Source organism: Shewanella sp. TC10 (assembly GCF_009663145.1).
Classification (GTDB): domain Bacteria; phylum Pseudomonadota; class Gammaproteobacteria; order Enterobacterales; family Shewanellaceae; genus Shewanella.
Genome location: NZ_VKHR01000033.1, coordinates 24,596 through 42,258 on the forward strand (window position 1 = coordinate 24,596; position 17,663 = coordinate 42,258).

At 36.8% G+C, this 17,663-nt stretch carries 15 protein-coding genes; 3 read left to right on the forward strand and 12 right to left on the reverse strand.

What is annotated here, in order from left to right; genetic code table 11:
- Positions 1-3 precede the first annotated feature (3 nt).
- From FNZ24_RS12455 to FNZ24_RS12500, 10 genes are all read right to left on the reverse strand, one after another.
- Positions 4-1,218: an outer membrane beta-barrel protein gene (locus tag FNZ24_RS12455; protein WP_194945060.1), complete on the reverse strand. Its 1,215-nt coding sequence runs from the start codon at positions 1,216-1,218 to the stop codon at positions 4-6.
- Positions 1,219-1,231: 13 nt separating this feature from the next.
- A complete protein-coding gene (locus FNZ24_RS12460) occupies positions 1,232-2,632 on the reverse strand; it encodes an undecaprenyl-phosphate glucose phosphotransferase (protein WP_153914803.1) in 1,401 nt (466 codons plus the stop codon).
- Positions 2,633-2,782: 150 nt separating this feature from the next.
- Positions 2,783-3,505, reverse strand: coding sequence for a WecB/TagA/CpsF family glycosyltransferase (locus FNZ24_RS12465; protein ID WP_194945061.1), 723 nt, complete (start codon positions 3,503-3,505; stop codon positions 2,783-2,785).
- The gene (locus FNZ24_RS12470) at positions 3,495-4,688 is read right to left on the reverse strand and encodes a glycosyltransferase family 2 protein (protein WP_153914805.1); all 1,194 of its coding nucleotides are present in this window, start codon (positions 4,686-4,688) and stop codon (positions 3,495-3,497) included. The genes FNZ24_RS12465 and FNZ24_RS12470 overlap by 11 nt, the downstream gene beginning before the upstream one ends.
- A 3-nt stretch (positions 4,689-4,691) precedes the next feature.
- The gene (locus FNZ24_RS12475) at positions 4,692-5,897 is read right to left on the reverse strand and encodes a glycosyltransferase (protein WP_153914806.1); all 1,206 of its coding nucleotides are present in this window, start codon (positions 5,895-5,897) and stop codon (positions 4,692-4,694) included.
- Positions 5,894-6,853: an acyltransferase family protein gene (locus tag FNZ24_RS12480; protein WP_153914807.1), complete on the reverse strand. Its 960-nt coding sequence runs from the start codon at positions 6,851-6,853 to the stop codon at positions 5,894-5,896. Before FNZ24_RS12480 ends, FNZ24_RS12475 begins: the two co-directional genes overlap by 4 nt.
- Positions 6,840-8,075 carry an O-antigen ligase family protein gene (locus tag FNZ24_RS12485; protein ID WP_153914808.1) on the reverse strand — a complete coding sequence of 412 codons (1,236 nt, stop codon included), beginning with the start codon at positions 8,073-8,075 and terminating at the stop codon, positions 6,840-6,842. The genes FNZ24_RS12480 and FNZ24_RS12485 overlap by 14 nt, the downstream gene beginning before the upstream one ends.
- Positions 8,068-8,910: a glycosyltransferase gene (locus FNZ24_RS12490; protein ID WP_153914809.1), complete on the reverse strand. Its 843-nt coding sequence runs from the start codon at positions 8,908-8,910 to the stop codon at positions 8,068-8,070. Before FNZ24_RS12490 ends, FNZ24_RS12485 begins: the two co-directional genes overlap by 8 nt.
- Positions 8,904-10,016: a polysaccharide pyruvyl transferase family protein gene (locus FNZ24_RS12495; RefSeq protein ID WP_153914810.1), complete on the reverse strand. Its 1,113-nt coding sequence runs from the start codon at positions 10,014-10,016 to the stop codon at positions 8,904-8,906. The genes FNZ24_RS12490 and FNZ24_RS12495 overlap by 7 nt, the downstream gene beginning before the upstream one ends.
- Positions 10,017-10,249: 233 nt before the next feature.
- Positions 10,250-11,641, reverse strand: coding sequence for a UDP-glucose dehydrogenase family protein (locus FNZ24_RS12500; protein WP_153914811.1), 1,392 nt, complete (start codon positions 11,639-11,641; stop codon positions 10,250-10,252).
- A gap of 747 nt (positions 11,642-12,388) precedes the next feature.
- Here FNZ24_RS12500 and FNZ24_RS12505 point away from each other — a divergent pair.
- From FNZ24_RS12505 to FNZ24_RS12515, 3 genes are read left to right on the forward strand one after another with little or no spacing between them, the layout of a single operon-like run.
- Complete coding sequence (locus tag FNZ24_RS12505) at positions 12,389-13,099, forward strand: transglutaminase-like cysteine peptidase (protein ID WP_228768472.1); 711 nt, start codon at positions 12,389-12,391, stop codon at positions 13,097-13,099.
- 13 nt (positions 13,100-13,112) lie between these two features.
- A complete protein-coding gene (locus FNZ24_RS12510) occupies positions 13,113-15,188 on the forward strand; it encodes an EAL domain-containing protein (protein ID WP_153914812.1) in 2,076 nt (691 codons plus the stop codon).
- Positions 15,188-15,628: a hypothetical protein gene (locus tag FNZ24_RS12515; protein WP_153914813.1), complete on the forward strand. Its 441-nt coding sequence runs from the start codon at positions 15,188-15,190 to the stop codon at positions 15,626-15,628. The genes FNZ24_RS12510 and FNZ24_RS12515 overlap by 1 nt, the downstream gene beginning before the upstream one ends.
- A gap of 61 nt (positions 15,629-15,689) precedes the next feature.
- Here FNZ24_RS12515 and megL read toward each other — a convergent pair whose 3' ends face one another.
- Together megL and FNZ24_RS12525 are read right to left on the reverse strand one after the other, a co-directional pair.
- Positions 15,690-16,871 carry a methionine gamma-lyase gene (megL, locus tag FNZ24_RS12520; protein ID WP_153914814.1) on the reverse strand — a complete coding sequence of 394 codons (1,182 nt, stop codon included), beginning with the start codon at positions 16,869-16,871 and terminating at the stop codon, positions 15,690-15,692.
- 151 nt (positions 16,872-17,022) lie between these two features.
- On the reverse strand, positions 17,023-17,493 hold the full coding sequence (locus FNZ24_RS12525) for a hypothetical protein (protein WP_228768473.1): 471 nt from the start codon (positions 17,491-17,493) through the stop codon (positions 17,023-17,025).
- Positions 17,494-17,663 lie beyond the last annotated feature (170 nt).

Genomic DNA, 17,663 nt, shown 5'->3' on the forward strand with positions numbered 1-17,663 from the left:
TTATTACAGTGTCATCTCTGCATTAATGTAATAAATGTTTCTATCAAACTTATAGATCTCATCTGTTGATGTACTGTCGTTAATGTCCAATCCAACTCTCATCAGCAACCAACGAGCGAAAGAATAACTAACAGAAGCTTGATAGCGCGACGTACGGTCTTCACGAATAATTCCAGTAAAATCCTCTTCTATACGCTCATAACCAAGGTTACTTGAGAAAAGTTCAGTCCATTCATGCTTCCAAGCAACGCCATAATTAGTTTCTCTAACGTAATCACCTAATAAGTTTGGATCTTTACTACTTTGCCCTGTTTTAAGGGTAAAAGCACTATAGCTTAATGGGCGCCATGTCATGTCTGCATCCCAAGTTAAACCACTAAAATCTTCACGACTACTATTGTCAAAACTTTTCTGTTGATAACCAACTCGAACCTTACCTTCAGTAGAAGCTGTCGCTTCCCAATCTGCACCTAATAAATAGTTTGTCGTACTACTGTCACGATTTTCTAGTTCTATTTGCTCAGGCCTTTTATCGTATTCAGTATCAATTCGTTGAACATCAGCCACTAAACTGGCAGTAGGGCTCACATCATAGAAGAATGTTCCGCCATAGGTTGTTTCTGAATAGTTTTTGTATTGAGTTAATTCTTCATAACGTTTGTATTCTTTTTCAAGATACTTACCATTCAACCTTAATCTTGCAGCCGTACTTCTAGCACCATACTCATAGTAGCCACCGATAGCATAAACATCATAGGTATTTGGCTCATCTTGAATATTACCTGCGCCTTCAAAGATACCCGTACCTCTGTCTTCATGACCACCGATATAAGTACCTGTAATATTAAATCGATTTGATTGATTAAGCTCGACATCCGCTTTTAATCTAAGCAAGCCATCTAAGTAATTATCATCACTACTACTAAAATATTCACCATATTCGATGCCTGCCTCTGCAGAATAAACACTGTTACCGCTTAGTAACTCAGCTTTCAAAGCTGGATTAACCACTAATATCATACTGTCTTCTGTATCAGTATTTGCACTTGCAATATTGTCATCATATTTCAAACTAGCATTTAAGCCTGGCGTAAAATCAATGCCCGACTCGGTTTTGATCACTGCAGCATTTTCTTTATTTTGTGCAACTGCAACTGGACCTATCAACGAACTTACGACAATCCCAATAATGCTTCTTTTGCCTAATAACTTTTTCATTCTTTTCTCCCTGTTAGTAGGCATTATTGCCAGTAAAACCTTTGAAAATTGTCATAAAAATAATTTTAATATCCCACCATAAAGTCCAATGTCGAATATACGCAAGATCGTACTCAACTCTCTTTTCCATTTTATCGAGAGTGTCAGTTTCTCCGCGCCAGCCATTAATTTGTGCCCACCCAGTTATTCCTGGTCTAACTTTATGACGAAGCATGTAATAAGCCACAATTTGTCGGTATTCCTCATTATGAGCAACTGCATGAGGTCGAGGTCCCACAACGGACATAGTGCCTAATAGAACATTAAAAAACTGTGGTAATTCATCTAACGATGTTCTACGTAAAAAGCCACCAATGGGAGTCAGTCGACTATCATTTTTCTTCGCTTGGGTAACTTTATCGGCATTTTCAGTCACCGTCATGGAGCGGAACTTGAACACTTTAATACGTTCCCCACCAAGACCGTAGCGGTCTTGTTTAAACAGCACTGCACCAGGTGAAGTCAACTTAATAGCAATGGCTATAATGATTAGCACAGGTGAAATAGCGATGATGGCAAGAGAGCTAAATAGAATATCAAAAGTGCGTTTATAGAAGTTTTTCATTCCATGAACTGGTGACTCGAAAACACTAATGGTGTCTAAATCTCCAACGTTACCGATTCGCGCATGCATAAGATTTTTAAGTAGGAAATCAGGTAAGATAAGAACATCTACTGTTGAGTCACCGAGTTGTTGAATAATGCTAGATATTCGCTTTTCAGCTAGCATAGGTAAACAGATATACAGTTTTTTCACCTCGCCTTTTTTAGCCATTTCAACCGCTTTGTCAATCGAGCCATTTAACAAATGTAAATGCTCACAGTTAACACGGTCTGGCTCTCTATCGTCATAAAAGCCAACACATTGTAATCCTAGTTCAATATTGCCATTTAATTCTCGATATAAGTTATTACCAGATTCTGTCATGCCGATAATCGCAACTTTCTGAAGACTGTATCCATTTCTTCGCATAGTTCGTTTAATAATTCTAACGAGAACGCGCCAGCTCACTAATGTCACTAGAGAAAGGCTAAACCAACCAAAAATCACTACACGAGAATAATACTCACCTTGTTTGAATAGGAAAATCGCAGTGAGTAAAATAAAGAATGACACCACTAACACGGTTGCCATTAATCCTAAAACATAAAGAAAACTGCTTAACCTCCATGAACGATATAGTGAAATGGATTCAGCTAAATAGAGGTAAAAGAATAGCTCTGCCATCAAAAGCAGAAAATATTCTCTGTCGAATAACACATCGTGAAAGTTCAGCATGGCAAAAAATGCAAAAATTAACACACTCACATCGACTAGACGAAATACGAAAGCAAGTCCGTTTCGAGCGACATGAAAGTTAGAAGGCTTATCCACGATATACTCCTTTAAAGTGAATATTGAACTGTAATAATAAAATTGATGACAAACTTTAAATATAAAGTCTGCTCGAATTCGAACTTTAGGTTGACTAATTTAGAGACGTTCTAGACATTAGAACTAGACTAAAATCACTATCAAATTGTGTTATTTTTTCATCGCTACGTTGGCAAAAAAAATGGGAATCCCGATAACATATCGCGAGAACATTCTTTTGGGTTCTTTTAAGAGACGATAAACCCATTCCAAACCATTTTTTTGATAAAACTCTGGAGCTCTCGAGACTCGCTCAGCTTGAAAATCCAGAATCGCGCCACCACAAATCACTAGCACTCTTACGCCAACTATTTGAGTCAGCATTTTTGCAATACGCTCCTGCTTAGGCATTCCCATTGCAAGTACCACGATATTTAAAGCAGATTTATCTAAATGTGTTCTAAAATGCTCAAGATAGTCATCATCGTTTTGAAAACCATCTAAAGAATCAAAGGGATGCTGCTTAAAAAGCTTCGATGCCCCTTTTGATAACCAAGGCTCGATAGTGCCGTAGCATAGATATTTAACTGTCTGGCTGTGGATTTGGCTACATTCAATAATCCGAGGAATTAAATCAGTACCGTTTAAGTTCTCCCCAGGTTTTATTTGGCTTAATTTACACGCAATTTTAATTCCAATACCATCACGTAAAATATAATCCAAGGCTAAAAAATCGGCTTTAATAACTGGTGATTTCGCTACGAGGTTATAGCCATGCTGATTTAAAAAACCGACTGAGATTGCATCTGGCGTGGACAATAATTGGTTGATAAAATCGTCAACCTGAAATGCCTCTAAATAACTTACCTTATCTAAGATCGTTTCATTGTTCATACTTATCATCACGCTCCGTTCGAACCCACTCTTTTTGTCTAGCCGTGAAGAATTTTTTGTAGATTGAAAACTTACTCAAAATATAAGCAAGGATTCCGAATACATCACTTAACTTGATAATCTCTCGACCGTTACAAAGCCAGGATAAGGCAAGTGACAAAATCAGCAGGCTTAATAGCATCAGGCTTATGTAAAACGCAGTCGTTAATCCTAGCAAGGTCATTACCGCACTCAATAATGTTGCGAAAACCACTAATAGTAGCCATAAAATTGTTGGAGGAATTGCCGCATCTAAGGCAAGTAAAAAAACGCTAACCCTGCCTTTTAGCAACGCAGTTAACATCATTTGTGGCAAAAGAGATATGGCACTTAAATGTCCATGCTCCCAGCGCGTTCTTTGAGATTCCGTCCCAGCATTTGACTCAGGGAAATAGCTATTCACAATTGCTGAAGGACTGAATTTCGCTTGTTCATCGATATTGGCAAGTTTTAAACCTAGCTCTAAATCCTCAACAATACTGCCACTAGCAAAGGAGATTTTATTAAATAAACGCCACGGAAATGCCATTCCCGAGCCTTGTAAATGACAGCCTATACCTAAGTTTGCTAACCCAGTCGGTCGAATCTTGTTTTTGACTAACCAAGCAAATTCTGCCACTCGCGTTTTAATCGATGCACCTATTGGAGACTTCATTAAATAAAGCGATTGAACGACAGAGTCTTGAGTTTGGCTTTGATGAACAAGGACATCCAAGCCATTACCTTCAAACTCACAATCGGCATCTAACACTACGAGGGTTTGAGGCGCAACGGATAATGATTTTACATACTGAACGCCATAATCTAACGCATAACCCTTACCAGCTAATTCAGTATTGTGCCGCTCTAACACCTTGACGTTAAATTGCTGACAAAGATTAACGGTTTCATCACTGCAATTATCTGCAATTACAATCACTTTATCTTCTGAACTTACAACTTCTGATAATTTCGATAAGGTATCTGTGATCACTAATGCTTCGTTATGAGCGGGCATTAAAATTACACAAGGCTGACGAGCAGCTTTAGGGACAAGTAAAACTTGCTTTCTTTGTCCAAGAAGCAATTCAATACTGATCATCATTGTAGGCACGCCCACTATGATAAACAGTAAGACGGCACTGATATAATCAAGATAAGCCATACTTTATCCTTGCCTGATATGTTCAGCTAATTTCGCAGCTTCGATATCAATATTGTGGCGGGTACTAACGCTTGTATAAGCGTTTTGAATTAATTGATTTAAAGAATCGGTACTTAACTCAGTAAAGTTTTTCATCGCAATGCTAGTTGCATCAACGTCTCCCGCAGGGAACAAAATTGCATTGTCTTTATCTGAAAGCAGCTCAGGGATCCCGGCAATATAAGTTGTTAGTACAGGTGTTCCAATTGCCATGGCTTCCATGATAGCTACAGGTAGGCCCTCAGCAAAACTCGGCAACACCATTGCATCAGATTCGGTCAACAACTTTTTAACTTCACTTGAGCTAATCCATCCAGTGATTTCCACATGTCGGTCTAATTGGTGTTGTCTAATGAATTGTTCAATTTCAGTTCGCATATCACCATCACCCGCTAAAATTAACTTCACTGCATCATTCGTTTTTACAAGCTGTACAAATGATTCCAATAATAATAGCTGACCTTTTTGTTCACATAGTCTTCCGATACAAAGAAACTGGTAAGATGCTGGTTTGGAAACTTTTGGCACGTTACCTTGTAAAAAACTCTCATCTAAACCGCAATGAACAATTTTAATTTTTGACCAATCTTCATAGTTTGCCCAACGATAAAGCTGAGAACGGCAATAACTTGTGATTGCAGAGACAAATTTTGCACCTGAAATTTTTTCGTTTAAATGCAAACTCAATGGTTTATCGAACTCTTCAGGGCCATGAACCGTAAAACTATATGGAATACCTGTTAAGTATTTAGCTAACATGACGACTTCTGTGGAGTTTGTACCAAAATGAGCATGCACATGAAGACTCTTTTCCGATTCCATCAGATTGGCCAATTGACAAGCTTCTAGAAGGTAAACCAAATGGTAAGGTAAACTTCTTTCTGACATTTTTGATAATTGAAAAGCCATTCGTAGTGCTTTTAATATCGCTATAGGTTGCTTAACTAAACGTTTAAAAAATAAAGGAACTAATGACTTTAAGCCAGCTTTTAAAATGTACTGAGTTTTCTGCCTTTCAATTTGATCCGTTTCATCGGCGATGTCAGCATCCCACCCTCTCAAAGCCACTCGTTGAATTTCAAATCCTTGAGATTCTAGTGCTAAAATTTCTCTTCTAATGAAGGTGTGACTCACTTGAGGGTACTGGTTAATAAAGTAAGTAATTCTCACTTAAAAAATCCCTTTAAATTAAATGGTTTGGTATACAAAATTTTGCGTTTTTTCCACGCTTCAGACATGATAATTCCAACAATTAAAGCAAAACAAACAACTACAATTGCTGGTGAATTAGGTAATAATTTATCTAACAACGATTTAGCTTGAAAATGAGACAAATAGATGAATAGTGATGACATTGCAATAATTGATATAGGCCAATGCAATAGCTTAGGAATTGACACTTTCTGAATCCACAAAGTCGCAATGGCCCCAATGATGAAGAACATGGTTTTACTACTAAAATCAAATAAAATAAAATCGGTTGCGACAAAAGCTAATGCACAGGAAGTCATTATTTTTTGTTGTTGAGTTTGGCTAAAAGCAACTAGGGCTCCAGCAAAAAACATATACATCATTAAATGAGGAAAACGATCGAGATAAAAAGACGTGTCCCAAGTCGACTTACACAAGATTGAAATCGCATAAAAAAAGGCAAATCCGATGAGAAAAGAAATATAAGGTGATTTTTTTATCCAGTAGTAATATTTATTGGTCAACATTAACAAACCAAACAATATATAAATTTGGACCAATACTTCAATAAACCAGAAGGTCAAGCCATCAGCATAATTAGGGCCGTAGAAATTAGATATCAAAAGTATCCCACCTAAATAATATCTATCAAGAAACACATAAATAAATAGTGTATATAGCAAAACGGGCACAATTATTTTTAATAAGAAACCAAAATAGATACTAATAAAAATAGATGTATTAAACTCTTCACTATTATCATTTGCCTTCTCTACTTTGGGGAAATTAAACTTAACAAAATTAAAACCTGACAAAAATATCAAGTAAAAAGCACCGCCAGCTAATCCTATAAAGCCTAGATGACCAGACACTATTGAAAAAATTGAAAAAGCTCTTAAAAAAATAGTTAAATCCATAGCCTTAACTGAAGTCATTACTAACTCCTTGAGCTGTTGCTGTTTCAATTCTAGAGAGGTAGTAGAAAGCTCCCATCACTAACCAAAAATACCAATTATATGAGAGATAGAAAAACATATTATCTGAATAACAAACCAGTAAGTAAGATAAGATTAAACCAATAAGAATAGCTGTTCCCGGCTTATCATATTTATAAAAAACCAGCATTTCTTTAATGACGAATATGAAGATAAGTAGAAATCCGAGAACCCCTACAAATCCCATATCAAATGCAATTTGCACATAAGCATTATGTGCATCAAACTTTGTCGAACCTTCTAAAGGGAAAAAGTCTAAAAAGTAGTAAGAAAAAGTATCGTAACCATGGCCCAGCAAAGGCTTATCAATGATGTAATCCCAAGATGCGGCCCAAACAATCTGACGCCATGTATATGAATTTAATACTTCCCCATACTCAAGGTCGTCTGCGGTAACACCACTAAAGATATCAAGTACACGCTCTTGTACAGCAGGTACTAACATGCCTATACAGGCCAACACGGTTAGATAAAGTAAGACTTTTCTTTCATAAATAACGCCATAAATAGTAAAAACTACCAGTAGTGCAGCCCATGCACTTCTTGTTTTAGTTAACACTAAACAACATATGCCAAAAAACATTATATATTTAGCATGTTGAATAAACTTAGGCGTAAATAGAATCACTTTTGACTTCATCGCATAAAAACACATTGAAACTACCAGCACTAAGTAAAACGCAAAAATATTAGGGTGAGAAAATGATGCAAATAACCTAAAACCATCTTTGGTTGTACTCGCAGCTGGTAATGCAAACTCTTTGAATACAAATAAAAATGGAATGATTGATGAATACACTATCAGCCTGACAATCCCCGCAAAGTCTTCTTTAGTTTTAATAAAATAAAAGGTTAACGAAAAAATTGAAAAATAGGTCAATACAGAAAAAAAGGACCTTGCTGACCCTACTTTATCCGGAGATATAACAATAGAGATAAGACCTACTGAAACAAATAAAAACCAAACTTTAAAAAAACTTTTGGGCAACTCAAACTTTTTAATAAAACAAACAACAATGAAAAAGCAAACAACGACTAAATTTAAAATAGCTCCCATACCGATGCCAGCGACTTTAGTTAAATTGAGCACAGGGTCAAGTGAAGCTCTTAAAAAAACCACATAAAAAAGCAAAGGTGAAAAAATATAAAACGAATTAACCATTGGTTAATTTCCATTTAATAACTTGAGCAATCTTTCTAAATTTAAAACCAAGAAATAGAGTAACAAGCTCTGAAAATTTAATTTCTATTTGTTTATAACGATATAAAGCATCTGTTAAACTCACTTTTTCATCAAAACTAAGCGGCTGTAGCTTTTGCTGCAACCGAGAAAAAGCCATCCTAATTCTGGCACTTTTTTTCTCTGAAATTCTTACCTCACCATGGGTTTGATCGATAATGTATGAATATTTACCTATATTCACTAAGGTACCAAATTCTTTCGTTAATCGAATCCAAGTATCCCAATCTTGTAATGCAGGCATTGCTTCATCGAAGCCAGAAACTGATTTAAGGTAAGCTACTCGCGTAAAAATTTGATTGCCAACAAGGTTGCTTTTTCTTAGCTGGGTATATGAGGCAGAAGACGTTTCATTGTATTTGTGTATACCATCTTCTCTAAGCTCGATTACGCTATCAAATAAACCTGCAATATTTTGCTCATCGACCTTTTGCTCTATCCAATAATCTACAAAAGCTGCTAATCGCCACGGTTCAAAGTAATCATCGTCATCTAGACCAGTAATAAATTCGCCATTAGCAGACTCTATAGCTCGATTGCGGCCATAACATGCCCCTTTTGAGGACTCTGTATTGAGTATCGCTGTCAACCTCCCTTCAGCTTCCATGGCTTGTAAATACCCATGGCTGCCATCCGTAGAGCCATCATCTGCAACAATAATTTCGACCGAGGTATATGTTTGTGCTAAAACCGACTCTACTGCTCGTTTCAATAGTGTAAGTCTATCTTTAGTCGTAATATAAACACTAATCAACATGCTGAATTGTCCGCTACTTTTAATATATCAATATGATCAACAAATACTTGCTGAGACAATAAAGATTCAATTTCAGCTTTTTTTGTTTTGAAAATACCTCCAACATCAAGCGTACAATAAAAAGCTTCAGTGTTGATTAAGTGCTGCTCAATATCTTTATCATGCCTAATATCAAAAATAGCGTCACCTAAGCCGATATCTTCAAACACACCAGTGACTTTTGTGTGTTTTTTACGATCAATATAAGGCACTGCTATAGCACCTCTCGATAAGGCAAAAATCAAAACATGAAGGCGATTTGAAACAACAAATTTAGCCTTTGAATATGCGTCAAAAATTGCTGTTTGATCATGTTCTAGGAAAGTAACAGCATCATGCTGGGGCTTAATTGATTCAGCGATTAAAGACATATAATCATCATCAAGATTAACCTGCACTACTGGTGTTAACTCATAATGAGTTTTAAGTTTTAGCATCGCATCAATAATTGGCTTAGTATTTTCAGCGGCATTAGCATCAGCAGAAACCACTCCGGCTCTGAATGAATAGCCAACTGAATTTGTTTTTAAAGATGTATTTGCCAAAAATGGTAAGCACAAGCCAAAGTCTGGAAAGTAAGTAAACTTAGTGATATTGACACCGCGTAAATACTGATGGCTGTATGCCTCTCTAACCCCAGTAAAAGCATAAACTTTGCTTTTCTTTGTTTCTAAAGTTAAAGCAGACTTGCCATAGGGTCCTAATGAGACCCCAAGACGTACATATCTGATACCAATTAGACTAAAAACACGCATTTTTAGGTATCGAAACCAAGCACTTTTGTCTGCATTATCATAGAAAACATGGCCAGGCACATCTAAGAAATATGTTTTAGTTTTCCCAAAAATTGACTGTAATACCCGCTTATAAAAACGCTTTTTCTCCGTAATGACCGATTCAACTTTTACATCAGCAACTAAAGCCTTTACGAACCACTCAGGGATCCCTTTGGCCTCAATAACAATTGAGCAATTATCGGGTAGTAGCTTTAATAGCTCTTGATTAATGACCAAATCACCGAGATTTTCGTATTGGGTGATTGGTCTAAAAAATACTATACTTTCCATGTAAGCCTCTAACTTTGTTACACTTTAAAGCGGTTAATAAACAAGTTTCGATACAAAAATTGATTTTTTTGATTTAAAGATAACAATCCAGTGACTCCGGCCGCAGGCCGAAAACACAGCAACATTAACTAAATTGACTTAGCAAACTTACCTGGCTGTACTAGCTGGGTAGTAAAAAAATATACACTACCACTAGATTGTGATTGGAAGTCTGAGTGACTAAATCAAAACAATTATCTTATCAACGACATATCAGTTGGTATTCTACCAATACTGTAATACTTGAACTGCTTTTGCTTCATACGTTTTACGTTGAAAAGGTTTCGACCATCTACAATTACTGCTTCAGATAATAAACCTTTAATAGTTTCAAAATCTGGTGCTTTAAAGCTTTGCCACTCAGTACAAATCACCAATAAATCTGCACCGTTTAATGCAGCTTCCTTAGTACCCATTAACGCAAAATCATCTCTATTGCCATATATGCGTTGCGCCTCTTCCATAGACTCAGGGTCAAAAGCTTGAACTTTAGCTCCAGCTTGCCACAAGGCATCCATTAACACTCGACTCGGCGCTTCACGCATATCATCTGTATTAGGTTTAAAAGCAAGCCCCCAGATCGCGATAGTTTTCCCTGTTAACCCTTTATTCTCTATAACTGAAGATATATTTAATTGAGGGAGGTAATGTTGGCAAATATACTCGAATAACTTATTTTTCTGAGAAAAGTTTACAGACTCTACCGCTTTCAAAATTTGCGATTCATAACCTATACTATCTGAAGTTTTTACCAAGGCTTGAACATCTTTAGGGAAACAAGAACCACCATAGCCACAACCAGGATAAATAAACTGAAAACCAATTCTTGAGTCAGAACCAATCCCTTGTCTTACGTTTTCAATATCGGCACCAACTCGTTCAGCAATATTAGCCATTTCATTCATAAAACTAATTTTTGTCGCTAGCATACAGTTCGCAGCATACTTGGTTAATTCGGCACTTTTTACATCCATCACAATAATTTTTTCGTGATTGCGATTAAAAGGTTCATATAACTCACGCATTAACTCTTCAGCATAGTCTGAATTAGTACCAATAACGATTCTATCTGGCCTTTTACAATCGGCAACAGCTGAACCTTCTTTTAGAAATTCAGGATTCGAAACAACAGAGAACTCAGGTTTTTCATTATCTTCACTAAAGCGTGAACTCAATACTTGATTAATACAGGCCGTGACTTTATCTGCAGTGCCTACGGGGACAGTAGACTTATCAATAATCACTTTTGAAGATGACATATATGAAGCAATCGTTTCTGCGACAGCGAGTACGTATTTTAAATCTGCAGAGCCATCCTCATCTGGTGGAGTGCCGACAGCAATAAACTGTAACTCACCGAAATTTACGCCTTCTGAAGCATCAGTTGTAAACAAAAGCCTGCCTTGTGCATGGTTCTTCTCAACAATTGATGCCAGCCCTGGCTCATAAATTGGAATGATTCCTTTCCTCAAATTATCGATTTTCTGTTGGTCTACATCGACACAACAAACTTCATGACCTGCATCTGCAAGGATTGCGCCCTGTACAAGACCAACATAACCAATACCGAAGACTGTAACTTTCATTTATTAACCTCAAACTTCATAAACTATTTGAAAAAAATCACGCTACCGCCCCTGAATCTCAGCTTCCAGATTGCTGTAGAACTTTCCAATTTGTACTTTTACCGCTAATAATGACTTACTTTCATCCCTCGAACTCAAGCCACAAAAAACACCAAACCCTTAACATTTAGTTCAACAATGAGTGCTTTGCACCTTTTTGGAACACAAGACTAACCAATCTAGATGTAAATTTGATTACACACTGTAAAAAACTCATTCAAACAATCAAAATACGATTAATAAAATAAAGCATAACCAATCAAAAACAATAACTTAACCATCAAAAGGGCCCAATGAAATTTTATTACAAAAATTATTAACCAAGTAGATTTATGTAAAAAGCAAATTTCAAGCCAAACTATTTAGAATGAACAAACAAAGGTAGCGTCAATATTATGACACTCAACAAGAGTCCGTACAACCCTAAAAATAAAAGGGGAATTGATATAACAAAACCGTAAAGACATTTTTGTGACACTCTAAAATATATGTAAACCCAATCAAAACAATCACAACGGGCCCACAAACAAAACAGCACATAAATCAACAAAAGAACAACAAAAGGCGATCAATTGAAATAAAGTTACAAAAAGTGACAGGGATTGAATTTAACATTCCGTTTAATCAAAAATGAGTGATAAGATTAATGTTCAGTCTCATGGTAGAACTCAGCATTAATGACTCGACAATTTAAATGATGAAAAATTAATGAAAACCTTATCGGGCAATTCACAGGTTAACGATTTTCAAAGCGTAAAAACTGCGCTTGCAAGTCGTTCCTACAAGCTATTACTTCTGCTTGTATTATTAAGCTGTTACAGCTTCTCTTTTTCGCCCGAAAATATGTTCAATGAGACTTTTTTCAGCAAAATCTCAGATAAGTATGGTGAAGACAGAACGCATGCATTTCATGAATGGCAGAAATTGATTATCAATAACACTCAACGAGATGCTTATGAGCAATTAAATCGAGTTAACCAATTTGCTAATCGAAACATCCAATTTAAAACAGACATAGAGCATTGGGGAAAGGATGATTATTGGGCAACCCCTATTGAGTCCTTAGGGACTGGGTTCGGTGATTGCGAAGATTACGCAATATTTAAATATGTAAGTTTGATTGCATCAGGAATTGAAGAGTCAAAATTACGCTTGATGTATGTCAGAGCCTTAACGATAGATGAGCCTCATATGGTATTAATCTACTCAGAAGAACCTAACTCTATACCATTAGTATTAGATAACTTGAAAAGTCGCATTTTACCTGCCAATAAACGACCTGATCTCAAGCCAATCTATTCCTTCAATGGCCAAGGGTTATGGTTATCTAAAGCTCAAGGGTTAGGTAATAAAGTAAAAAGCGGTTCAGGCTCAAAAGATTGGACCCAATTAATGGAACGAATTGAGCAAGGACAATAACAGGAGTGGTATCGTGAAACTAACAAAAGGCTTTTCACTGAAAGCGCAATTATATTTATTAATTACGTGTTTAGTCACTTTCAGTTTTTTCGCCTCAACTATTATTAATATAAATAATATGCAAGTGTACCTTGATGAGCAGTTGGCGTCTCATGCTCAAGATGCTGCTCATAATTTAGGTTTATCAATATCTCCCTATATGGATGAGGAAAATCTTGTCATTGCTAAAACAATGACCAACGCTATATTTGATTCAGGTTATTATCAACACATCACGTTCACCGATCTTAATGGTGAATTAAAATTTTCGCGACAAAACCCAGCCACTACATCAAACGTACCACACTGGTTTACTCAATTATTCACCTTAACGCCTCCAGAAATGATCAGTGAAGTATCAAATGGATGGGTAATTGCAGGAAAACTTGCAGTGCAGTCAAATGTCGGGGTAGCTAATCTAACACTGTGGCAACACAGTAAAAAAGTATTGTGGCTAAGTTTATTTCAACTTATAGGTGCCCTTCTCCTGGGTTATCTCATTCTCAAAGCGGTTTTAACTCCACTTCGAAAAATTGAATCACAAGCTAATGCAGTAGCTAGTAAGCAATACGACATTAATCCAGACATTCCATTCACAACAGAGTTACGTGCTGTTGTGAACGCATTAAATAAGATGGTATCAAACATAAAACAAAGTTTTGATGAACAAACTAAGCATGCCGAATCACTATCTAAACAGGTGTATATCGACTCTCATACTGAATTACCCAACAGAAGAGCACTTATACAAAAGTTTGATTCTTTAAAAGTAGAAGCGGCTGAAACTGGTACATTTCTATATTTAAACTTGATATCAATGAGCTCCCTACAGGTAATAAATGATACTCAAGGCTATAGTGCAGGCGATAGCTACATTCTTTGGGCAGCCAATTTGTTCAAAACTCAAGTTACTCCTTTTGATGAAAGTACCTTATATCGAATTTCAGGTTCTGAATTTGTGATTCTGTCTTCATTATCAAATGACCAAGCAAGCAAGTTAGATAATCTGCTTAACGAAGCTATTAGTGTTGCAAGCAATGAGCATTATCCCCAAGGTTTTGCCAAACAGATTATGACAATGGTCCAACTGGAGGAAACCTTTCCAGAAACCATTCAGCGCTGTGATACCAATATTGCTACCCAAGAATACTTCCTTAAGCCTAATAACCCAATTTGTGAATCATCACAGCAAAGTCACTCAAGGCTCCAGTGGTTAGCCATTCTGAAGCAATTTATTGAGCATCATGAAGGTAGTCTAGAAAAAAGTGCGACGAGTCACTTTAATAAATTAGATAATATTTTCGACCTGATGCTGCAGCCATTAATCGATAATGAACAACAATTGTTGTATGTCGAAACCTTTGTTCGATTTAAATTAGGTGACGAGCTTTTTTCAACCCCTGATGTTTTTGCCATGGCTGAAAGGCTTGGACTATCTGTCGAATTAGAAAAAGCTGTTGTCAGTTTTATATTCAACAAGCTATTAAAAGTGAAGCAAACTAAAGTTGCTATTAATATAAGCAACAATGTTATACATGATGAGAGCTTTACTGCATGGCTAATGGAAAATTATCAACAACAAAAGTCTGAACTTCCAGAAATTATATTAGAAATAAATGAGTCTGCAGCTATCGCGGCCATTACGTCTACAAAACGATTTATTACCGCAGCCAAAGCTGCAGGTCTAGAAATTACCCTTGAAAGATTTGGGGCAAATTTAAGCACGTTTTCATATATCCGTAATTTAGATATTGATTACATTAAGCTTGATGGAAGCTATATTAGAGATATTAATCAAGCTGATACTCGCTTTTTCGTGCAGACAATTACCCAAATTTGTCATGGTATAGGAATTAAGATAATAGCCCCACATGTAGAGAACTTATCGATTTCAACTCATTGTTTAGAAATGAATATTGATGGTTTACAAGGCAACGGACTCTACCCTGTGGCTAACTTTAATACTATTATCTCTTCCAAAAATGATGCTTTACACACTATACTTCTAATTAATAAGTTTAATCCTTCGCCACAAATTAAGGAAAAATGATGCGTAACATTAAGGTTAGTTTCCTACTGTTATCAGCTATGGTATCGAGTAATGGAATTGCAGCAATGAGTGAAACTGATTTCATTGACGGTCTTACACAAGCAAATAATCAAGGAATTTCTTTAGCAGATTTTGCCTTAAATCAGTTCAACGCCTCTCCAGAAGATGCAGCTGATATTTTAGCTTTAGCTATTCAGGCAACTGATGGTAATGAAGAAATGCAAATACAAGTACTGGCAGCTGCTGCAGCCTCAGGAATGGATGCTGATGAAATTTTAGCAATTGCATTGGCTAACGGTGTTGACCCTTCCATCGTGGCACAAGCTGTTGAAGAAACTCAAACAGCAGGTGGTGGTGCATTTGGTTCAGCTCCAGCCCCAGGTGGAATTGGTTTTGGTGGTGGATCAGGTGGTGGAGACGGTACTATCTCAGGTAATTAATTTTATTTGAGAATTAAATAGTCAACACTCCTTAAGCCCACAAATGTGGGCTTTTTAATTACTACACGCTACTATTTAACGCCAATTCAATATCAGCAATTAAATCTTCAACATTCTCAAGCCCTATTGAAATTCTTAACAAGTTATCTGTGATCCCAGCTTCTGCTCTTGCTTCTGGGGTATATGGAGAATGTGTCATTGAGGCTGGATGTTGAACTAACGACTCTGCATCCCCAAGACTCACGGCGATAGTAAACAGTGATAAACTGTTGACGAATTTTATTGCGGCTTGCTTATCCGCATTTAACTCAAATGCCATCACCCCACCAGCACGCTTCATTTGTTTACCGATGTAAGAATAACCCTGATGGCTTTCTAGCCCAGGATAAAATACTTGTTTAATTTTTGGATGTTTTTCAAGGTAACTGGCTATCAATTCAGCATTATCACAATGGCGAGTTAACCTAACATCCAATGTTTTCAGGCCTCTAAGAATTAGCCATGCATCATGAGGCGAAATCACTCCACCGAAATCTTTTAAAATCTCAAATTTAACTTTAGTAATATGTTCTTCACGGCCACATACTACCCCTGCAATCACATCACCGTGCCCATTAAGATACTTAGTCGCGCTATGAATAACCATATCTATGCCCATTAACAACGGCTGCTGCAGGAGTGGGGTCATAAAGGTGTTATCGACAATACTTATCAAATCATTACGTTTTGAGATAGCGACAATTGCTGCTAAATCAAAAACCTGTAAATGTGGGTTAACTGGCGTTTCACAAAAAATCAATTTGGTATTTGGTTGAATTGCAGCTTCTATTGCCAAGGTATCACTAAAGTCGACAAACGTAGTGTCTATCCCAAAACGTTTTAGTTGAGTGTTTAATAAAGCAAAGGTACAACCGTATACAGCATTAGACGCAATAAGGTGATCGCCCGCTTCAAGGTGCGTCATTAATGCCGAAGACACTGCTGCCATACCTGATGCGCAAGCAGCTGCATCTTCTGCACCTTCAAGCATTGCCATTTTACGTTCAAGCTCATCAGTCGTCGGGTTACCAAGCCGTGTATACATATGCCCGGGCTCGTCACCAGCGAACCTCGCGCCTCCCTGCTCTGCGTTATCAAAGACAAAAGTTGCACTTTGATACAGCGGCGTTACTAACGCCCCAAATTCTTCCTTTTTATGGCCACCATGAATCGCTAAGGTGGCTAAATTCCATTGTCGTTGCATCTGCTCTCCCTGCTCACTATTCATTAGAGTAATATTTAAATAGTGAATACGAATTTAAGATACAGAGCTAAATCATTTAGCCAATACTTGGCGCTGTTTTTATATACAAACATAACGTAAATCAAGTGTTACAATTGAGCTGTATGGTGCGTCAGTCAAGCCTTCTCCAAGTTTCTTTTTCTACTAATTGTCCATCTTCATATCGCTTGGTATGCCATTCATTACCTAATATTTGATATGAAAACTTAAAGCTTTCACCCTCTTTTACGTTAAATGAGTTCAATGTGGGAAACTCGATATAATGTTGCTCTGTTAATTGATAACGCCCAGTTCCAGCAGCCCAAAACTCTTTTACCTTTGAGTTATTCTTGATTGTCGTGAAGCTAAAATGCTTGTTTGAGATGACTTTAATGGCTTCAAGATTTAACCCTTGATAATCGACCCACTGGTTTTTATCATTCAAATATTCTCCAGAAATTAACTCCCAACTCCCTATCAATGGACTGTGCAATTGTCCAATTTGGCTTTCATCATCAACTGCAGTGACAGAGCTACTTATAAATAATGTAAATATGACTAGGTAAAATCTCATCGATGATAATAATGTAAGTCGCTTTGTCATTTAGGTTTCCTGTATTAAATATTACTAAGAATTAAAATTGTTAGACATCAAGTTGTCCTATATTTTGCTAGTGTATCTTGGCAAGATATAGCCGACATTGGTCTACTGGAAAACGTTTTAATTTTATATTCTCTGGCAACTAAAACTATGAATCTTCCAAGCTAATGCAG